The following is a 17,279-nucleotide window of genomic DNA, read 5'->3' on the forward strand; positions in this document are numbered from 1 at the left end:
GTGGGGTGTCAGGGACTTGCGGTGGCCGGTTCGGCGAGTGCCGGCGCGGGCCGGACGGCCGGTCGGATCCGCAGCACTGCGAACGCGACCATGCCGACCACCGGGGTCAGCAGGAGCAGCAGGAGGACGGGGTGGTGTCCCTGGGTCTGCCAGACGAAGCCGAGACCCATCGGCACGACGAGCCGGGCCGAGCTGAGCACGAAGGCGTTCAGGGCCATGAAGCCGCTGACGCGGTGCTCCGCCACGTGGTCGGCGATGTAGGTGGGCACCACCACCGACGCGATGATCTCGCCGAGGGTCCAGACCACTGTGGAGAGCAGCACGGCGGGCAACGAGAACGCGAACACCAGGACGGCCATCCCGGTCGACCAGAGCAGGCCCGCCACGATCAGCAGGACCCGGGTCGAGTACGCCTTGATCCGCTTCTCGATCAGCAGGCTGGCGCTGACCACGACGACGCTGTTGATGGTGTAGACCGCGCCGACCAGCGCCACCGACGAGTGCAGCACCGTGGTGACCGCGAGGGGCAGCGTGTACTCCAGGCCGATCAGCGGCGCGACGTAGCAGAACGAGACGAGCACCAGCACCGCCACGTCGATGTCGCGCAGCAGTCCGGCACGGCCGGTGCTCGCGGTCGTCGACGCCGTCGGGGCACGCCTGGTGTCCGCCGGTACGAAGAGCCAGATGGTGGCCGCCGCGAGCAGCCCGAGCAGGATGTTCCCGGCGAACATCAGCTGGTAGGAGAACGCCGCCGCGAACCCGCCGAGCAGCGGGCCCACCCCCATGCCGAGGTTGTTGGCGAGGTAGCTGACCGTGTACGCGAAGGGCCGCTCACCGGGCTCGGTCAGGTCGGCGATGAGCGTGTTCGCGGCCGGTGAGAACATCCCCATCCCGACCAGCGCGACGAAGAGCAGCGCCGCGTACGTCCAGGTGGGGCCGTCGAGCAGGGCGAGGCCCAGGTAACCGACAGCGTTGAGCAGCAGGCTCGTCACCAGCGCGGCGCGTCGCCCGGCGCGGGCGCAGATCGGGCCGCTGAGCAGACTGCCGGCGAGCAGGCCCGTGCTGCCCACGGAGATCAGCACGCCCGCCTCGCCGGTGCTGAGGTGCCGGCTCTGCACGAGGTAGACCGCGAGCAGCGGGAACACGAACATGCCGGCCCGGTTGATGAACGAGGCGTAGACAAGCATCCGCAGCGGACGCGGCAGTGCCCGGAACCGGGTCAGCCACATGACGGCTCCCCCACCGGCTCGGTGTGCACCTCGAAGGAATCCCGGATGACCTTGAACCGGGCGCGGACGTCGTCGAAGTCCCGGCCCTCGCAGACGTACCAGCCGAGCACGTCGTTGGAGGCGGTCGGCACGGCGAGCACGTCGCCCACGGCCTTCCACACGTCCGCGTCGCGTACCGAGTCGAGCGCCCGCAGCTCGTCGGCAGTGGTGATCGCGGTGATCCGGCCGTACCTGTCGGAGCACAGGTATTCGGTGCCGATCTCCGGGCCGAGGGTGGTCGTCGGCACGTGCTCCGGGTCCAGTTCCAGGCGGCACCACTCCCCCGCCAGGTTGATGCCCCGGCCGGCCTGGATGGCGGGGACGATCGAGCCACCGCCGGCCCGTGCGGCCGCCTCGCCGAAGACCACCTCACCGTCGTCGCGGAGGAAGAACTCCACGTGCGCCACGCCGGTACGCATCCCGAAGCCGCGCAGGACCGTGGCGCTGGCGGCCAGGATGCGCCGCTCCGCCGGGGTCAGGTCGTGCTTGCGGGAGACCGTGCCGCCGGGCTCGTCGCGGAACTCCAGGACGGAGTACGTGTAGCGGGAGAGCTGCTCGAAGACGACCTCGCCGTCGCGCAGCAGCGAGTCGACGTGGTACTCGGCCCCCCGGACGTACTCCTCCACCCGGTAGTCGTGCCGGTCGTCGGCGATCAGCGGCCACACCCGGGCCAGGTCCTCGGCGGAGTCCACCCGGTGGGTGTCGCCGCAGGCCCAACCGGCGTACGGCTTGATCACCACCGGCCAGCCCACCTCGGCGGCGAACTCGGCGACCGCGCCGACCGTCTCGGGGCGACAGGAGCGGGCCACCGGCACGCCCAGCTCGCTGGCCCGGCGGTGCATCACGTTCTTGTCCCGGAAGGTCAGGGCCTCCTCCGGGTCGAGCCCCTCGATGCCGTGGTCGCGGCGGCAGTGCGCTGCGGTCAGCACGTCACCCTCGAAGAGCGGGAAGATGCGCCGCACCGGGTGCGTGGCGACGATCGTCGCGACGACCGAGCGGACGGCAGCGGTGTCGTCGAGGTCGGCGTGGTAGCAGGGCAGGTCGGCGGCCTCGGCAGCCGGCTGCCCGGTCGGCAGCAGCGCCACGGTGGCCACGCCCCGCTCGGCGGCGGCGGCCACCACGCTGCGGAACTGGGCCGCGTACCGGCCGGCCGCCGGTCGGTAGATGACCAGGATCGCGCGGTTCACGACCGGCTCCCACTGTCGCTGCCGACCGGGCCCGCGGTGCGCAGGACGGCGCTTGTCGTCGCGCCGTCGAGCACCGCCTCCTGCCGCGTGCCGTCGGACAGGTCGTTCAGGGCGGCGGCGAGCCGGGCCAGCGCGTCGACCACCTCCGCGCGGCCGCCGGGGTGGGCCGACTCGACGGTGAGCAGCAGCCGGTGCCGGCCCGCGTCGGTGCGGACCAGGTGCCCCTGCCGCCAGTTCCAGCGCCGGGAGTGGGCTCGCCCGTCCGCGTCGGCGTAGACGACCTCGCCCGGTTCGGGCCGCTCCGGCGCGTCGGGCGCGCCGAGGGGCAGGAACGTCTCGGTGCCGTCGGCCGGGCGGACGACCAGGTAGGTGATGCCGTCGACCGCGCACGAGGCCACCGGCAGCGCCGCGTCGAGCGAGACGGCGTTGCAGAGGTCGACCAGGGCGTTGATCCGGGGCAGCCGGTCACCCTTGGCGACCCGTCGGGCGATCGACTCGGCGGCGCAGGGGAACCGGTTCGGGTTCACCCCGACCGTCCGGTACGCCTCCCGCCACGCGGCGATGCCCGGCAACTCGGCCACCCCCGCCCTGTCCAGGCCGGCCGCGTGCAGCGTGTCCTCCGCGGCGGTCAGCAGCGCCGACACGGTGGGTGGCGCCGGGGCGACCTCGACCGCCGACACGGCGAGCACGCCGAGCACGTAGTCCGGCACTGCGGTCAGCACCCGGTCGTCGATGCGGACGGTGAGGGTGTCCGCACCGTCGCTGAGCTGGGTCATCGTGATCCTCGTGAGGTTCGGGTCCGATTGTCGGTCCGACCGTACGCAGCGCGACGACCACCGGGTGTGGCCAATCCGGGGTGATCCGGTGAGGCCAATCCGGCGGTCGTCGGCGGGTCGTCGCGACTGTCGGCACGGGCCCGCGCGCCGAGCAGCGTGGTGCCCACCGCCAGCACGCAGAGCGCGGCGCCGACCGGCCCGAGCAGGTCGAGGGCGTCCGCGCCGCCGTGGCGCAGCAGCCGGTTACCCAGGAAGCCGCCGAGGGCGATGCCCACGAACGTGGCCGAGGAGTTGAGGGACAGCAGCAGCGGCCCGGAGGTCGGCGCGACAGTGAAGAGCCGGTGTTGCTGGGCCGGCTGCGTGGCCATCGCGGTGACGCCCCACGCCGCCATGGCCAGCGCGGCCGGCAGCAGCGCCTGCCGGGTCAGCGGCAGTGTGACAAGCACCAGGGCGAGCCCGGTGATCGAGACCACGAGCACCGGCAGACCACCCCAGCGGTCGGTGGCCCGCCCGCCGAGCACCGTCCCGGCGACCGCCGGCACACCGAAGACGAGCAGCAGCACCGCGAGCAGGGTTCCGTCGCCGTCGGTGGCCGGCGCGAGCAGCGCCCCGACGTACGTCAGGGCGAGGTAGCCGCCGGTCATGAAGAGCGCGGTGGTGAGTACCGCCAACCCGACGCGGCTCTCGCGCGCCGGGGCGAGCCGGGCGGCAAGCGACGGGCCGGGCGGCAGCGCCAGCCTCGGCAGGCCGACAAGCACCGCCACCGCGCAGGCGGCGCCGAGGGCGGCGAGCAGCCAGAAGGTGGCCCGCCACTGGAGGTCGGCGGCGAGCCAGGTGCCGAACGGCACCCCGACCACGGTGGCCGCGGACAGGCCGCCGAGCACCACCGCCATGGCACGGCCACGCCGCTCGGGCGGCGCCGAGGCGGCCGCCGACGCGGTGGCGGCCGGCACGTAGAGCGCCGCGCTGACCGCCGTGAGGACGCGGGCCAGCAGCAGCAGCGGCAGGTCCGGCGCGAGCGCGGAGGCGACGTTGCCCACTGTGAACCCGACAAGCGAGACCACCAGCACGGTACGTCGCGGCACCCGGCCGGTCAGCGCGCCGAGCACCGGGGCGGCGAGGGCGTACGCGAGGGCGAAGACGGTGCTCACCCAGCCGGCCGAGGCGACGCTCACCCGCAGCGTACGGGCCACCTCGGGCAGCACCCCCGCGACGACGAAGGTGTCGGTGCCGATGGCGAACGCCCCGACGGCGAGCAGCGGGACGACAGGCACGGACCGCCGCATCACGCCACCCCCGCCGGCTGCCCGGCGCGGTAGCGGACGGCGTCCCCGGCGACGACCTGGCCGCCCAGCAGCACCAGCTCGATCGCCTCCGGCCGGCCCAGCACCGTGATGTCCTCGGCCGGGTCGCCGTCGGTGACCACCAGGTCGGCCAGCCGACCCGGCTGCACCGTGCCCGCCTCGTCGCCGCGCCCGGCCAGCCGCGCGCCGTTGGCCGTGGCCCAGGTCAGCACCACAGGCGCCGGGATACCGGCCATCGTCACGTACGTCTCCAGCTCCTCGGCGTACCGGCCGTGTGGGGTCCACGCGAACCCGAAGTCGTCACCGGCCACGATCGGGATGCCCATGTCCACCATCAGCGGAAGGATGCGCAGGGTGTTCTCCACCTCGGCCTGGAACTCGAGCGTCTCCAGGTACTCCGGGGTCTTGCCGTGCTGCGTGCCGGTGGTGAGCAGCCGGTACGGCTGGTGCAGGCTCGGCACCACGAAGATGCCCCGCTCGGCGATCGCCTCCAGGGCCGCGTCGTCGGCGTACGTGGCGTGGTCGATCACGTCGACCCCGGCGGCGATGGCGTTGCGGATGCCACCCAGCCCGCGCGAGTGGGCGCGGATCCGGACTCCCCGCTCGTGTGCCGCCCGCGCCGCGATCACCAGCTCCTCGGCCGTGAACAGCAGCTCGTGCGAGCGCCCGTTGGGAAACGTGTCGTCGCCTGTGGAGAAGACCTTGATGATCTCCGCGCCCTGTTTGACCTCGGTGTCGACGTACTCGATCAGCTCTTCCGGGGTGTCGGCCAGCCGCATGAGATCGCTCGGGATGCGTTGCTTGACCGCCGGGTTGCGGCGCTCCGGCGGACCGGACACCATCAGGTCCCGGCTGCACGGGGTGATGCGCGGGCCGGGCAGCTGCCCAGCGTCGATCGCCCGGCGCAGCGCCATGTCGATTCCGGACACCGAGCCGGCGCCGACGAACGCGGTGTAGCCCAGCCGCAGCATCGCCGCCGCGTTGGCGGCGGCGCCGAGGGTGACCTCCGGGATCGTGTACTTGAAGAGCATCTCCCGGCCGTCGAGCACGTTCAGGTACGCGATGTGGGTGTGGCCGAGCGTCATCCCCGGCATGACCGTCCGGCCGTCGAGGTCCAGGACGTCGATGTCCGGGTCGTGCAGGGGCGCCTGCGCCTCGGGCAGGACGGCCACGATGCGCTCGCCGTCGAGCAGCACGCTGTGGTGCGGTCGGGAGGCCACGCCCAGTCCTTCCTGGACCGTGGCGCGGTGCAGCAGCATTCGTCGGGACACGAGGTGTCTCTCCGGTTCTCTCGGTGTCTGGTGTCAGCGGCGGCCGAACAGGGTCCACACGATCTCGGCGCCCGGGCGGCGGGCCACCCACCGCAGGCCGTGGCCGTCGACCCCGGGCGCGTTGGTCACGGCGAGGTCGGCGCCGCCGGCCGCGAGGATCTCGGCGGCGTGCTGGGTGGAGTCGGCGTCGACCCACCGGACCTCCCGGTCCCGCAGGCCCGGTGGCGCGAGGTCGGTGAAGATCCGCCGGACCTCCCAGAGGGCGGCCACGGCGAGTTGGCCACCGGACTGGTCCGGCCCGCGGTCCGGGTGGGCCGCGATGCCGTACTCCGGGGTGGCCTGCGCGAAGTAGGCCTCCAACCGCAGGTCGCGGTGCCAGTGGAAGCGGGTGAGCCCCTGATAGGCGCTCGGCACGAGGGCCTGGTCGACCCGCCGGTCCACGAGCGCCGCGAGCACCGCGTCGAAGGTGTCGGACAGCTCGACACGCAGCCCGTGCCGCTCGGCGAGGAACACCGCGGTCAGGTGGCTGGACGTTCCGGGCGGGCCGAGCGTGGCCAGCGTGGTGCCGGGCCGACTCGCCCAGCCGTCCACCACGCTGCGCCAGCGCCGCCCGTACGCCTCGGCGAGCGGCCCGGGCAGCGCCGGCACCCGCTCGTCGGCGACGGTCTCAGGTGGTGTAGCCACGGTTGCCCGCCATCCGCTGCGCCACCTGGGTCTCGTGGTCGGCCTCGACCCGTCGGTCGATGATCCGGGCGGCCTTCCAGCTCACGAAGGCACCGGTGCTGACGATCGGGTCGAGCCCGTCGGTCAGCTCCACCTCGACGGGCACGCCGAGCGCGGCGGCGGCCCGCTCCCGGACGCCGTCGGTCACCCCGGCGGGGTCGTCGACAAGTTCCTTGAGCAGTTCCAGGCGGACGGTCAACCGGTCACCGCCGGCGGCCGGGTCGTGGTCGATCACCACCTGGTAGCCGCCCGAGCCGGTGACCCCGGAGAGGACTGCCATCTCGATCTGGCCGGCGGTGAAGCGCCGCCCGCCCAGCTCGATGCGGTCCAGGGTGCGGCCGACGATCTGCACGAGGTCGCCGGCCATCTCGCAGTCGCAGTCGGACGCCTCGACGATCACCGCGTCGCCGGTGCGGTAGCGAACGAGCGGCTTCACCCCGTCGACAAGCATGGTGACGGTGAGTTCCCCGCTGCCGCGCGGGCCGTGCGACGCGCCCGTCTCCGGGTCCACCACCTCGATCAGGTAGTTGGTCTGGGAGAGGTGCATCCGCTTGTTCCGGCAGGCGGTGGCGATGACGAACGCCTCCTGCGAGCCGTACAGGATGTTGTAGACGTCCGCGCCCCAGACGGACTCCAGGTTGCGAGCCAGCGCCGGGGTGCACATCTCGCCGGTGACGAAGAGCAGCTTGACGGCGAAGTCCTCGCGCAGCCGGTAGCCGTAGTGCTCGGCCGCCTTGGCGAGCATCATGGCCACGCCCGGCGTGCAGCAGACGACCTCCAGCTCCAGGTCCTTCATGAGCTGCAACGCCTTGGCGAAGCCGATCACCGGCGAGTACGGCCAGATCTTCGCGTTGAGCGAGCCGACGTTGCGCGCGATGTCACCGAGGGTGTCGCCGAAGGAGTGCACCTCGGTCGGGCCCATCAGCCCGATCCGCGGCGCGTGGTCGCCGAAGTGGTGACGGAAGATCGACGCCCACGACTCGGTGACGTGGGCGTTGCTGGCCACCACCTCCCGGCCGTCGCGCGGGCACGGGGTCGCGCGGCCCGTCGTGCCCGTCGTCTCGTAGAAGAAGACTCCGTCGGCCAGCGGCCGGCTGAGCACGTCGAGCATCTCCTCGCGCAGGTGCGTCTTCGTCGTGAAGGGCAGCCGGTCGAGGGTCGCCGGTGTGATCGTGGCGAGGTCGACGTCGGCCAGGTGCCGGGCGTAGAACGGCGAGCCGGTGCTCACCTGGTCGAGCACCGTCCGCAGTTGGCGATCCCGCCAGGCGTCCAGGTCGGCGGGAGTGAGGGTGCGGTCGTAGAAGGACTTGTGCAGGGCCAGGTAGTCGACGGCGAAGTCAGCCGCCGGTCCGGTGGTCGGAAGCCACATGGTCGGGATCCTCTCCAGGGTGAGCCGGCCGCGGTGCGAATCGGCGGGCGGGCGGTGACGCGACCTCAGTGCAGGCCGCCGTTGACGTCCAGCACCGTGGCGGTGACGTAGCTGCTGGCCGGGTCGGCGAGCCAGGCGACGGCCGCGGCGATCTCGGCGGGTGTGCCGAACCGGCCGACGGGGATCCGGGCCCGGTAGTCGTCTCGACGCCGCGCCGGGATCCGAGCGGCCATCGGGGTCTCGACCAGGCCGGGAGCGACCGCGTTGACCCGGATCCGGTGCTCGGCGAGCGCCCGGCCGAGGCTGTGGGTGAGCGCGATGCACGCGCCCTTCGACGCCCCGTACGCCGCGTCCGGACTGCCGGACTGCCCGCTGATCGAGGCGACGTTCACCACCGTGCCCGGCCGGTCGGCGCCGATCAGGGCGCGGGCGAACGCCTGTGTACAGAAGAACGCCGCGCCCACGTTGACGTCGAACACCTGCGCGTACGTCTTCGGGTCGTAGTCGAGGAACGCTCGGGCGTGGTAGACGCCGGCGTTGTTCACCAGCACCGTGGGCAGCCCGAACCGCTCGTGGATGCCCGCGAAGAGCTGCTGCACCTGCTCCGGCACGGCCACGTCGGCGACAAGCGACGCGTACGCCGTCGGATCCCCGGCAGGGTCGACGTCCACGCCGAGCACCCGGTGCCCGGACGCGGTCAGGGCCGCCGTGACGGCCCGACCGATGCCGCCCGCCGCGCCGGTGACCACGGCGAGGGGCGACGATTCGTCGGTCATGACGCTCCCGCCGTCAGCGCCGCCGACGCGCCACGCAGGAAGTTGTCGAACAGCCGCAGCCCGTCCTCGGTGAGCACACTCTCCGGGTGGAACTGCACCCCCTCGACCGCGAGGGCCCGGTGTCGTACCCCCATCACGTAGCCGTCGTCGGACGACCGCGCGGTGACGTGCAGGGCCAGCGGCGGCGGGTCCGCGACGATGAGCGAGTGGTAGCGGGTCACGGTGAGCGGGGCTGGCGCGCCGTCGAAGACCCCCCGACCGTCGTGCGTGACGACGCTTGTCTTGCCGTGCATCAGGTGCTTGGCCACCGCGATCGTCCCGCCGTAGGCGAGACCGATGGCCTGGTGGCCGAGGCAGACGCCGAGCAGCGGGACGTGGCCGGCGAAGGCGCGCACCAGCTCCACGTGCCCGGACTCGGCGGGGTGACCCGGCCCCGGGCCGAGCACCACCGCGTCCGGTCGCAGGGCCGCGAGCTCGTCGCTGGTCCGCGTCCGGGAGCGGACCACAATGGTCCGCGCGCCGAGCGTCCGCAGGTACTGGTCGATGATGTGGGTGAAACTGTCGTACGCGTCGACGAGCAGGACCTTCACGACAGCAGCTCCGCACCGGTCAGGGCCCAGTAGGTGGCGCTCATCTTGGCCAGCGTCTCCCGCCACTCGTCGCCGGGTGTGGAGTCGGCCACCACACCGGCGGACGCCTGGGTGCGGTAGCGGCGGCCGTCGTGCACGGCGGTGCGGATGCAGAGCGCGAGGACCGCGTACCCGCGGACGTCCACCAGCCCGACGGCGCCCGCGTAGACGCCCCGGGGCTCGTCCTCCAGGCCGTCGATGATCTCCATCGCCCGCAGCTTCGGCGCGCCGGTCATGGTGCCGGCCGGGAAGGTGGCGCAGATCGCCGCCCACACGTCGGCGTCGTCGGCGAGCTGGCCGGAGACGGTGGAGACCAGGTGGTGCACGTACGCGAACGGCTCGACGTCGAACATGGCGTCGACGCTGAGCGTGCCGGGCACGCAGACCCGGCCGATGTCGTTGCGGCACAGGTCGACGAGCATGACGTGCTCGGCGCGTTCCTTCTCGCTGGCGGCCAGCTCGGCCACCCGCCGGCGGTCGGTCTCCGGGTCGGCGGCCCGGGGCGCGGTGCCGGCGATCGGCCGCATCGACAGCCGGCCCTGTTCGATGCGCAGGAACAGTTCCGGGCTCGCCCCGATGACGGTCCGGCCGGCCCACGGGGTCAGGTACATGTACGGCGACGGGTTGCGGTGGCGCAGCCGCCGGTAGACCTCGAGCGGCGTGAGCGTGGTCTCCACGTCGATCCGGTGGCCGATCTGGATCTGGTAGCTGTCCCCGACCTCGATGTGGCGCAGGCACTGCTTCACCCGGGCGGCGAACGTCTCCTCGTCGACGGTGTCCCGGACGAGGCTGGGCGCGGGGGCGGCCGGGATCTTCGGATCATTGACCGGCAACTCCGGCAGGCTGAGCGCACCGTCCTCCGTCGGCAGGTGCGGGCCGGTAGCCGAGAGCCGCCGCACCGTGCCGGCCCGCAGGTCCCACCAGACGGTGTGCCGGAACAGCGCGAGCGTGCAGCGGGGGATGTCGTCGACCACCCGGTCGACGGAGAGCTCGTCCATGTCCCGCGCGGCCTCGTACGCGAGGGTGGTGAGGAAACCGAAGGCGAAGCTGTCGGCGGGGACGCTGGTGCGTACCGCGAACGCCCGCTGCACGGCCCGGACGGCGGCCCACACCTCGGGCGGCCCGGCGACCGGCCAGACCCGCTGGGCGCCGAGGTGCCGGACCGGCTCGCCCAGGACGGCGGTCAGGACGGCGGCCAGGGCGTCGCCGAGCGCGCCGTCGGCGGTCACCTCCAGTCGGTCGGCGATGAACCGCACCTCGGCGAGAAGGCCCCAGCCGACGGCTGCGGCATAACGGTCCTGAGCGGGACCGTCCAGACTTTCGAAGAGATACAGATCGTTGTCGGCGCAAATTTCCGCGAGTGCCGTATAGAGCGACAATGGATCGACCGACGGCAGTGTGAGAGATGTCACCTCGATGGGAATTGAGTCGGCCAATGGTGTACGGGTGGCCGCCACCGAATGCGACCTGATGGGCCACGTGATGAGCTCGGTTGACAATAGGGACACTTGCGGAACCCCCTCTGAACAGCCCGATTTCCGCGCCATCGTTGGCGCGGAGCCCGCCGACGACGCGGCAGGTCGGACCCTTCCCCCCCAGACGAAGGACTCGCACGACCACGCTGACACCGGCAGTGGAGACGTCCGCATTGGACATTCTCGGAACGTACGCCCTGATTCGCCGGTCAGTGAGTGGTTGCGCGCCCGGCCAACACTTTCCACAGGCACAGATCATGCTGTCCATACCACTTCGACTATCTCGGAGCGGACCACTTGTCCCTGAATCTAAGCCTGTCAATTGACGCGCAATCACGTGAAACGCTGGCGGTGCAGCTCCGTAACGCATTCCGTACGCAGATCGAGGAGGGGGCGCTGCGTCCGGGCACCCGCGTGCCGTCGAGTCGGCAGCTCGCCGCCGATCTCGGGGTGTCCCGCAGTGTGGTCGTCGAGGCGTACGAACAGCTCTGCGCCGAGGGCTACCTCGTCTCCCAGCACGGCTCGGGCACGTCAGTGGCCGCGGCGGCGCGTACCGATGTCGGCTCGGCGCTCACCCCGGACGACCGCACACCCGCCGCGCCCGTCTGCGACCTGCGCACCGGCGGCCTGCACGACTCCACCTTCCCCCGCCAGGACTGGATCCGCGCGGTCAGCGCGGTGGTCACCTCGGCCGGCCGCCGCGAGCTGGGGTACGCCCCACCGTCGGGCCTGCCGGTCGTCCGGCACACCCTCGCCGGTTACCTCGGCCGGGTACGTGGCGTACGCAGCCGACCCGAGCACCTCATGATCACTTCAGGCTTCGCGCAGGGGCTCGCGCTGCTCTGCCGAGAGCTACGCGACCGGGGCCACGACACCCTGGGGGTGGAGGACCCGGGGCACCCTGGCGAGTGGGAGTTCATCGCCGAGGCCGGACTGCGCCCGGTGGGCATCCCGGTGGACGGCGACGGCATCCGGGTCGACGTGCTGGCCGCGAGCGGGGTCCGCGCCGCGCTGGTCACCCCGGCGAGCCAGTTCCCGACCGGGGCCACGCTCAGCGCGCAACGCCGGGCGCACCTCGTCGCCTGGGCCGAGGAGGTGGACGGCTACCTCATCGAGGACGACTTCGACGCCGCCCTGGTCGCCCCGGCGCAGCGGATGCCGGCGCTACAGAGCCTCGCGCCGGACCGGGTCATCTACGCCGGCAGCGCCAGCAAGGTCCTCGCCCCGGCGCTGCGCCTCGGCTGGCTGGCCACACCACCCGACCTCACCGCGGGCGTGGAGAGGGTCCGCGCCGGCTGGGACATCGGCTGCTCCGGTCTGGAGCAACTCGCCTTCGCCCGGCTGATCGACACCGGCGCCTTCGACAGGCACCTGCGCCGACTCGGCGCCGACGTCCAGAAACGCCGTCAGGCGGTGCAGCAGTTCGTCGCCCGCCACCTGCCCGACGTCAGCGTCCTCGGTCAGCACGGCGGGCTCCAGGCGTACCTGGTGCTGCCCGCGCGGTGCGCCGAGGAGCCGTTGGTGCAGGCGGCCCGCCGTCGGTCGGTGCTGGTCCGCGGTGGCCGCTTCTACGCCCTGCGCGCGGACGGCAGGCCGCCGGCGCTGGTCGTCGGCTACTCCGGGGTACGCGGCCCCGAGCTGGTCCGGGGTCTGGGCGGGATCGCGGCGGCGTACCGGGAGACGACCGGCCGCGGCGGTTGATCACTGGTTGCGCCCGGCCGGGTCGGCTCGCGCACCATGAACACGTCGATCGGGTCCTCGGTCTCGACGGTGAAGCCGTGCCGCTCGTAGAACCGCCGGGCCGCACTGCCCCGCAGCACGTTCAACCGGACCCGGGCGCCGTCGCGGTCGCACCGCTCCAGCAGCCCGCGCAGCACTGCCGCACCGATCCCGCCGCCCTGCAGATGGGGTGCCAGGTAGAAGTGCTCCAGCCAGTGGGCGTCGTCGGCCGGCCGCAGCGACACGCAGCCGGCGAACGCGCCGCCCACCTCGATCACCCAGGTGTGCGCGGGCGCGAAGCCGTCCCGCAGCCGTTGGCGCACCCGCTGCTCGTCGTAGCGTCCGAGCCGTTCCAGATCCGCCCGCAGCACCACGGCCCGCAGCTCGGCCACGGCCTCGACGTCCGCGGCCGACGCCTGCCGAACCGCCCAGTCCCCCATGATCGCCAGGCTACGCCGGGACCGCCTGCCCGCTGGCGTCACGTCAACTGGTGGCCCGGACCGCCTCGATGATCGACTCGGCGACCTCGCCCGGCCGGGCCACCGTCATCGCGTGCGAGCCACCGACGACCTCACGCTGGCCGCGCGGGGCAGCCCGCTCGGCCATGAACCGGTGCACGGCGGCCGGGATGTTCTTGTCGGCGTCGCCGAAGACGAACCAGCTCGGCAGGGATCGCCAGGCAGGATCGCCGGTGAGCCCGTCGCTCAGGGCCTGCTCGGTGATCGGCCGCTGGGTCCGGGCCATCAGCGCGGCGACGTCGGCCGACGAGTCCGCGGCGAACTGCGCGTGATAGGCGTCCTGGCCGATCGCCATCTCGTTGCCGCCGGACGACAGCGGATACTGCACCAGAGTGTCGGCGAGCGTGCTGCCGGGAAACTTCCCGGACAGCGACAACCCCGACTCACCGGTGTCCGGGGCGAAGGCGTTGACGTACACGAGGGCCCGCACCGAGGTCTCACCCGCCGCGGCCTGCGTGATGACCATGCCTCCGTAGGAATGACCGACGAGGACGACAGGGCCGCCGGTCCCGCGTGCCACATCCCGCACGTACGCGGCGTCGCCCGCGACGCTGCGCAGCGGGTTGGCGGCGGCCACTACGTTGTACGCGGCGCCCAGCCGCTCGATCACGCCGTTCCAACTCGACGAGTCGGCGAACGCGCCGTGCACGAGGACGATGGTGGGCTCCGGATCGGGCATGACACGCACTCCCTTGCTCCGTGACAGTGTTCATCCGCCGGCCGCGCCGACGGGGCTGATTACCCGTTCCGTGGCCGTGAAACGTCAGGTCCCACCGCGCAAGCCCTCTGGTGTTCCGTAATCGGCTTGTGCCCGGTGTCGAGGGCTGCTTCCCTGTCGCCCGTGACCGAACTTCGAACGGCGCGACTGCGCCTGCACGCCATCGACGCGGCGGAGGGCCAACGCATCGTCGCCCGACGTCCCGAGGCCGACGACGCCTGGGCCGACGACTATCCGTTCGACGGCGACATCTACGGGGTCCGGGCCTTCCTCGACGCCACGGCCGCTCACGGGGACCAGCGTCCCTTCGGGCACTACCGGATCACCCGGGCCACCGACGGGAAGGCCGTCGGTGGCATCGGCTTCAAGGGTCAGCCGGACGACGGATGCGTCGAGGTCGGCTACGGCCTCTCCCCGTCCGCGCGTGGTCACGGTTACGCGGCGGAGGCACTCGCGGCCCTGCTGGACGTCGCGGCCGGTCACGGGCTGTCCCGCGTGGTCGCCGACACCACCGCGGACAACGTCGCCTCCCAGCGGACGCTCGAACGCGCCGGGTTCCGCCGCCTGGCCAACAGCGGCGACCTCCACCGGTACGAGGTCCTCCTCGACGCGACCGGGCGACCGATTCGGACGCGGTAGCCCGGCCCTCCTCCTCCGCTGTGCCGCACCCGCCGGACGGGAACCCCCGACGACCGGAACATCTTGACACCCGTCGATGTTAGCGCCAACACTTAGGGCCGTTACCTGGGCGCAACGCCCTCGTCATAATCCCGACCCGCGGGCGCTGCTTCCCAGCGGGTGCCGCGGGTCGATCGCCGCTCCCGCGGCCGGTCGACTCTCGCGCACAGACGTCACGGAGGACAGATGCCGCTGCGACTCCACCGCACCGAGGCAGCCACCCGCCGACCCACCGGCGCCTGGCGTACCGGTCGCGGAGGCTCCCGAGGCCCACGAGCGGCCCTGGCGGCGGTGCTGGTGGTGTTCGCCGTGGCGGCGGGCCTGCCGATGGCCGGGCCCGCGCACGCCGCGCCCGCCGTCACCTATACCAATCCGCTGGCGAACCAGCGGGCCGACCCGCACATCTTCCGGCACACCGACGGCTACTACTACCTGACCGCGACCGTGCCGCAGTACGACCGGATCGTGCTGCGTCGGGCGACCACCCTGCAGGGGTTGGCGACGGCGTCGGAGACGACGATCTGGAGCAGGCACACCAGCGGAGAGATGGGCGCCCACATCTGGGCGCCGGAGATCCACTTCATAAACAACAGGTGGTACGTCTACTTCGCGGCGGGCCGGACCGACGACGTGTGGCGCATCCGGATGTACGTGCTGGAGAACGCCAACGCCAATCCGCTTACCGGTTCCTGGACCGAACGCGGCCGGATCACGACGCCCTGGGACACGTTCAGCCTGGACGCCTCGACCTTCGTGGCCAATGGGGTGCGCTACCTGACCTGGGCGCAGCAGGAGCCGGGAATCTCCACCAACTCGAACGTCTACCTTGCCCGGATGGGCGCCAACCCGTGGCAGATCACCGGCACGGTGACCCGGCTCGTCGTGCCGACGTACGACTGGGAGACCCGCGGCTACCGCGTCGCCGAGGGGCCCGCCGTCATCCAGCGCGACGGCCGTCTCTTCCTGACCTACTCGGCCAGCGCCACGGACGCCAACTACTGCCTCGGGATGTTGAGCGCCTCCGCCAGCGCGAACCTGCTCGACGCCGCGGCCTGGAGCAAGAGCCCCAACCCGGTGTTCACCACCAACGCGTCCACCGGCCAGTACGGCCCCGGCCACAACTCGTTCACCGTCTCCGAGGACGGGCAGAGCGACATCCTCGTCTACCACGACCGCAACTACCGCGACATCAGCGGTGATCCACTCAACGATCCGAACCGCCGGACCAGACTGCAGAAGCTGTACTGGAACGCCGACGGCACCCCCAACTTCGGCATCCCGGTGCCCGACGGGGCAACCCCGGTCCGGCTGCGGTCGCACGACCTGGCCACCAGCTACATCCGGCACTACGACTACCGGGCCCGGGTCGAGCCGAACGTCACGAACCTCGCCGACTCCCAGTTCCGCATCGTCGGCGGCCTCGCCGGCGCAGGATCGGTGTCGCTGGAGTCGACCAACTTCCCGGGCTACTACCTGCGTCACTACGGCTTCGCCCTGTCCATCGCGCGCAACGACGGGTCGTCGGTCTTCTCCAGCGACGCGAGCTTCCAGCGCCGAGCGGGCCTGGCCGACAGCGCCGGGCTCTCCCTGGAGTCGCAGAACTACCCGGGCCGGTACGTGCGCCACCGCGACGGCCTGCTCTACCTGGAAGCGGTCGGTACGAGCGCCGAGCGCGCCTCGGCCACCTTCCACCTGGAATAGCCGCCCATCGCGGACCGGCACGTTGTCGGTCCGTCCCCTACCCCGACACCGTCGGCTGCCGGTCATCGCGACCCGCCGACGCCGATTGGAGCACCCGATGACCTGGCGACCCACCATTGCCGTACTGGCCGGTCTGTGTCTCGCGACCGCCGCCGCCCCGCTGCCCGCCGGTGCGGCCGCCGGTTCTGTGAGCGCTCACACCACGGCCGCCGCCGCGCTCGCCGGCCCGCCCGGCACACCGCCCGGCGCCTGCCCGACGGGCGCCGTTTACGGCTCGCCGCTGCCGTCGGGCTCCCTGACCGCGACGAAGATCCGGAGTGGATTCAACTTCCTCGAAGGGCCTGTCTGGGTCGCCGACGGCGGCTACTTGCTCTTCTCCGACATGGCCAACGGCACCGGGCCCTACAACGTCCAGCCGTCCACGATCCGCCGGTTCACTCCGCCGTCGACCTTCGACACGTTCATCGCCAACGCCGGCAGCAACGGTCTGGCGCTCAGCGCCGACGGCCAGCAGATCATCGCGGCCACCCACGACCAGCGGAGCGTGTCCGCGTACCGGTTGAGCGACCGCAGCCGCAGCACCGTCGCGGCGAACTACCAGGGCCGGGCGTTCAACTCGCCCAACGACGTCGCGGTCCGCTCCGATGGCGTCACCTACTTCACCGACCCCAACTTCCAGCGCGGCAACCGTCCGGACCAGATGAACGGGCGTACCAGCGTCTTCCGCGTCGCCAACGGTCAGGTGTCCCTGGTGGACAACCAACTGCGCCAGCCCAACGGCATCGCGCTCTCGCCGGACGGCGCCACGCTGTACGTGGGCGCCTACTCGGAGAACAAGATCTACAAGTACGTCGTCCAGCCCGACGGCAGCATCGGCGCGCGCAGCGTCTTCGTGAACTACATCGGCGGTCCGGACGGCGTCACGATCGACTGCGCCGGCAACGTGTACTGGGCCGCGGGCGGGGACTCCCTGGTCCACGTCTACTCCCCCACGGGCGCCCAGCTCGGCACGATCCGGCCCGGCTTCTCCGGTACGACGAACGTGGCCTTCGGCGGGCCCGACCGGCAGACGCTCTACATCACCTCGGGTCCGTGGGGCGACTCCGGCCTCTACAGCGTGCGGCTCAACGTCCCGGGCTACCCGTACTGAGGGGCGACCACCGGCGT

The 17,279-nt window shown here is 72.2% G+C and carries 16 protein-coding genes; 4 read left to right on the forward strand and 12 right to left on the reverse strand.

Annotated features, from left to right (window positions below; translation table 11 throughout):
- Positions 1-8: 8 nt before the first annotated feature.
- From AB0K10_RS25205 to AB0K10_RS25250, 10 genes are all read right to left on the reverse strand, one after another.
- Entirely contained in the window at positions 9-1,229 is a 1,221-nt protein-coding gene (locus AB0K10_RS25205; RefSeq protein WP_363687309.1) for an MFS transporter, read from the reverse strand.
- Positions 1,220-2,455: an ATP-grasp domain-containing protein gene (locus AB0K10_RS25210; RefSeq protein WP_363687311.1), complete on the reverse strand. Its 1,236-nt coding sequence runs from the start codon at positions 2,453-2,455 to the stop codon at positions 1,220-1,222. Before AB0K10_RS25210 ends, AB0K10_RS25205 begins: the two co-directional genes overlap by 10 nt.
- Positions 2,452-3,231: a phenylalanine--tRNA ligase beta subunit-related protein gene (locus tag AB0K10_RS25215; protein ID WP_363687313.1), complete on the reverse strand. Its 780-nt coding sequence runs from the start codon at positions 3,229-3,231 to the stop codon at positions 2,452-2,454. The genes AB0K10_RS25210 and AB0K10_RS25215 overlap by 4 nt, the downstream gene beginning before the upstream one ends.
- On the reverse strand, positions 3,228-4,517 hold the full coding sequence (locus tag AB0K10_RS25220; RefSeq protein ID WP_363687315.1) for an MFS transporter: 1,290 nt from the start codon (positions 4,515-4,517) through the stop codon (positions 3,228-3,230). Before AB0K10_RS25220 ends, AB0K10_RS25215 begins: the two co-directional genes overlap by 4 nt.
- The gene (locus tag AB0K10_RS25225) at positions 4,517-5,806 is read right to left on the reverse strand and encodes an amidohydrolase family protein (protein ID WP_363687317.1); all 1,290 of its coding nucleotides are present in this window, start codon (positions 5,804-5,806) and stop codon (positions 4,517-4,519) included. Before AB0K10_RS25225 ends, AB0K10_RS25220 begins: the two co-directional genes overlap by 1 nt.
- Positions 5,807-5,839: 33 nt before the next feature.
- Positions 5,840-6,490: a prephenate dehydratase gene (locus tag AB0K10_RS25230; protein WP_363687318.1), complete on the reverse strand. Its 651-nt coding sequence runs from the start codon at positions 6,488-6,490 to the stop codon at positions 5,840-5,842.
- Positions 6,474-7,898, reverse strand: coding sequence for a phenylacetate--CoA ligase family protein (locus AB0K10_RS25235; protein ID WP_363687320.1), 1,425 nt, complete (start codon positions 7,896-7,898; stop codon positions 6,474-6,476). Before AB0K10_RS25235 ends, AB0K10_RS25230 begins: the two co-directional genes overlap by 17 nt.
- A gap of 65 nt (positions 7,899-7,963) precedes the next feature.
- Positions 7,964-8,674, reverse strand: a complete 711-nt coding sequence (locus AB0K10_RS25240) for an SDR family oxidoreductase (RefSeq protein WP_363687322.1) — start codon at positions 8,672-8,674, stop codon at positions 7,964-7,966.
- A complete protein-coding gene (locus AB0K10_RS25245) occupies positions 8,671-9,264 on the reverse strand; it encodes an aminodeoxychorismate/anthranilate synthase component II (protein WP_363687324.1) in 594 nt (197 codons plus the stop codon). Before AB0K10_RS25245 ends, AB0K10_RS25240 begins: the two co-directional genes overlap by 4 nt.
- The gene (locus AB0K10_RS25250) at positions 9,261-10,715 is read right to left on the reverse strand and encodes an anthranilate synthase component I family protein (RefSeq protein ID WP_363687326.1); all 1,455 of its coding nucleotides are present in this window, start codon (positions 10,713-10,715) and stop codon (positions 9,261-9,263) included. Before AB0K10_RS25250 ends, AB0K10_RS25245 begins: the two co-directional genes overlap by 4 nt.
- A gap of 414 nt (positions 10,716-11,129) precedes the next feature.
- Here AB0K10_RS25250 and AB0K10_RS25255 point away from each other — a divergent pair, with 414 nt between their 5' ends.
- Positions 11,130-12,479 carry a PLP-dependent aminotransferase family protein gene (locus AB0K10_RS25255; RefSeq protein ID WP_363687328.1) on the forward strand — a complete coding sequence of 450 codons (1,350 nt, stop codon included), beginning with the start codon at positions 11,130-11,132 and terminating at the stop codon, positions 12,477-12,479.
- On the opposite strand, the gene AB0K10_RS25260 is transcribed toward AB0K10_RS25255, so the two are convergent.
- A complete protein-coding gene (locus tag AB0K10_RS25260) occupies positions 12,392-12,937 on the reverse strand; it encodes a GNAT family N-acetyltransferase (RefSeq protein WP_363687330.1) in 546 nt (181 codons plus the stop codon). The genes AB0K10_RS25255 and AB0K10_RS25260 overlap by 88 nt on opposite strands.
- A gap of 43 nt (positions 12,938-12,980) precedes the next feature.
- The gene (locus tag AB0K10_RS25265; protein ID WP_363687332.1) at positions 12,981-13,694 is read right to left on the reverse strand and encodes an alpha/beta hydrolase; all 714 of its coding nucleotides are present in this window, start codon (positions 13,692-13,694) and stop codon (positions 12,981-12,983) included.
- 162 nt (positions 13,695-13,856) lie between these two features.
- Between AB0K10_RS25265 and AB0K10_RS25270 the strand changes: the two genes are divergently transcribed.
- The 3 genes from AB0K10_RS25270 to AB0K10_RS25280 all read left to right on the forward strand — a co-directional run bounded on the left by AB0K10_RS25270 (position 13,857) and on the right by AB0K10_RS25280 (position 17,262).
- Entirely contained in the window at positions 13,857-14,372 is a 516-nt protein-coding gene (locus AB0K10_RS25270) for a GNAT family protein (RefSeq protein WP_363687334.1), read from the forward strand.
- A gap of 225 nt (positions 14,373-14,597) precedes the next feature.
- Entirely contained in the window at positions 14,598-16,112 is a 1,515-nt protein-coding gene (locus AB0K10_RS25275) for a family 43 glycosylhydrolase (protein WP_363687336.1), read from the forward strand.
- 97 nt (positions 16,113-16,209) lie between these two features.
- Entirely contained in the window at positions 16,210-17,262 is a 1,053-nt protein-coding gene (locus AB0K10_RS25280; protein ID WP_363687338.1) for an SMP-30/gluconolactonase/LRE family protein, read from the forward strand.
- Positions 17,263-17,279 lie beyond the last annotated feature (17 nt).

This window comes from Micromonospora sp. NPDC049274 (assembly GCF_040678875.1).
In the GTDB taxonomy this organism is placed as follows: Bacteria; Actinomycetota; Actinomycetes; order Mycobacteriales; family Micromonosporaceae; genus Micromonospora.

Coding starts and splice junctions, on each gene's coding strand:
- AB0K10_RS25205 (WP_363687309.1), bottom strand. CDS start 1,229: ATGTGGCTGACCCGGTTCCGGGCACTGCCGCGTCCGCTGCGGATGCTT.
- AB0K10_RS25215 (WP_363687313.1), bottom strand. CDS start 3,231: ATGACCCAGCTCAGCGACGGTGCGGACACCCTCACCGTCCGCATCGAC.
- AB0K10_RS25220 (WP_363687315.1), bottom strand. CDS start 4,517: ATGCGGCGGTCCGTGCCTGTCGTCCCGCTGCTCGCCGTCGGGGCGTTC.
- AB0K10_RS25235 (WP_363687320.1), bottom strand. CDS start 7,898: ATGTGGCTTCCGACCACCGGACCGGCGGCTGACTTCGCCGTCGACTAC.
- AB0K10_RS25240 (WP_363687322.1), bottom strand. CDS start 8,674: ATGACCGACGAATCGTCGCCCCTCGCCGTGGTCACCGGCGCGGCGGGC.
- AB0K10_RS25260 (WP_363687330.1), bottom strand. CDS start 12,937: ATGGGGGACTGGGCGGTTCGGCAGGCGTCGGCCGCGGACGTCGAGGCC.
- AB0K10_RS25265 (WP_363687332.1), bottom strand. CDS start 13,694: ATGCCCGATCCGGAGCCCACCATCGTCCTCGTGCACGGCGCGTTCGCC.
- AB0K10_RS25275 (WP_363687336.1), top strand. CDS start 14,598: ATGCCGCTGCGACTCCACCGCACCGAGGCAGCCACCCGCCGACCCACC.
- AB0K10_RS25280 (WP_363687338.1), top strand. CDS start 16,210: ATGACCTGGCGACCCACCATTGCCGTACTGGCCGGTCTGTGTCTCGCG.